The organism is Parasutterella muris, assembly GCF_009767915.1.
Classification (GTDB): Bacteria; Pseudomonadota; Gammaproteobacteria; order Burkholderiales; family Burkholderiaceae_F; genus Parasutterella; species Parasutterella muris.
Map to the genome: position 1 here is coordinate 1 of NZ_WSRP01000089.1, position 1900 is coordinate 1900.

1 protein-coding gene is annotated in these 1900 nt (G+C 43.5%); it reads right to left on the bottom strand.

Annotated elements, in window-relative coordinates; translation table 11 throughout:
• Positions 1–24 precede the first annotated feature (24 nt).
• Positions 25–1830 (bottom strand): IS1634 family transposase, encoded by a 1806-nt coding sequence (locus tag E5987_RS12640; protein ID WP_160336423.1) that lies wholly within the window; start codon positions 1828–1830, stop codon positions 25–27.
• Positions 1831–1900: the final 70 nt, after the last annotated feature.

The window sequence follows — 1900 nt, forward strand, 5'->3', positions numbered from 1 at the left end:
CCGTGTAGCGGGGCTTCTCCGATCTTACGATTTCCACGCCGTGGTAGCTACAACTTTCAGCCCCGGTAAATGAAGTTTCTTTTTTAGGCCTACGGGCTTCTCTACGCGACTTAGGACCTTCAGACCAAAGTGCTTACTCATTTCATCAAACAGCCCCGGTTCGTATAACCTTAGAAATAACGGCAGCTGTGGATTGATATCATCGTAGACGACTTGGGACTGACGTAAGGCAGAGCACATCTTCCCATGAGTGACTTGATCTCCGAGTTCCTGCTTGAGGCTGTAAAGCATATATTTTTCCAGCACCAAGCTTATGAAGCAGCTCAAGAAATGGCCATATATGTGAGAATCTGTCCATACAAAGCATGGCCGAGTCTCCAATTGAGATTTGCTGACCCGGAAACAATCTTCAATTTGCCAGAGCTTTCGATAAATCTCAGTGGCTCTCTCAGGTGATATTTCAAGATTCGTGCAAATAACGTAATACCCATCCCATTGAGATTGTTCTTCTATTTTTTCGGTATCTAATTGCGGTGCACCGTCTTTTCTTGGCATTTTAACCAATGACTTATAGCCGGTTAGACGTAGTTTGCCCGGATTCTTAATTGCATCAAGCGCCTTATCAATCGCTCTATCTCTGTCTGCCCTATCTTTTTTTGCTCTGCGCGGACTGTAAGAGACGATCCAATGCAAATTCATAGTGTCAATTACTTTTTTTGTCTTGTAGTTGAGTTTTGTCGTAGGGCTGGTTCTGGTTTCGTATAGCGGTTTATTAACCTCTATCGTCTTATAGTGGCAAAATATCTCTCCGTTTTCGTCGCATGTACTCTTCTGCCAATTGTTTTGGTCTAGGATTGCCTTTTTCTCATCGGCTGAGGCATTCTTAAACTTTTGTGCAATTACGAAATCACAGCCTATTTGTCTGAGCGCAAATAGGTTCTCACTTGAATTTAACCCTCGGTCAGCAACTACTATCAATTGATCGATCCCGTAAGTCGTTTTGATCTTCTTAATCAACGGCACCATGGTTCCGAATTCATTAGTGCTTCCGTTGAAGAGCTCATAATCAATGGGAATGCCATTCTCATCCATAACCAGTCCAAGCACCACTTGGACCTCATTGACCTTATGATCCTTGCTCAGACCAAAGTCTTTGTAATCAGAAATGTTGCGGCTTTCAAAACTGTAGGTGGTTACATCGTAGAAGGCGGCAGTGATCTTCCTTTTTGTCCTCTTTTGAATTTCTCGGTTGAGGTGTTTGACGACGCTCTCTTTGTCCTCTTTCAATAGATCAAGAACTCGATACAAATCCTGAAGATGATCAATCTCGGAGTGATCAATAATGCTTGAGTCCTTATTCTTGAAATTCTGAAGCTTGCTGGCCGGAGCCAACAACCGCTGCTCGGTGAGTAGATAGGCAGCTTTGTCATACGAATAGCCAATGTTACGATCCTTTTGAAGATACCGAAAAAACTCCGGCATCTTTAAGTCGCACCAAACTTTACGGATAATCGCGGCTCCAACGTTGTAGAGATGGAAACAACCCGGCAAATCATTGTTTGATCGAGCCAATTCAGAAAGTTTGTCCATCCTTTTACGAGCCTGCAATTCGAGCTCTCGGTCTTTAGCCAACTGTTCCAGACGGTTCTCTTCAGCAATACGAGCCTTGAGCTTGTCAAGAAACTCCGGGTCTTTTTCTAAAACAGTTTCGAGCCTGCCGTGGTTTTCAATTACCCGAGTCCGTGGTTTGCCTTCGGCATTGCGGTAACTGGAGCACACGCGAATGTACTTGTGATTCTTAACAGACACTATGGACACATGCATTGGCATAAGGAACTCCTCATAAGGTTCTCAATTATACCATAATGTACTACATTAGTGTTACTTAGGCGTTAAAAAA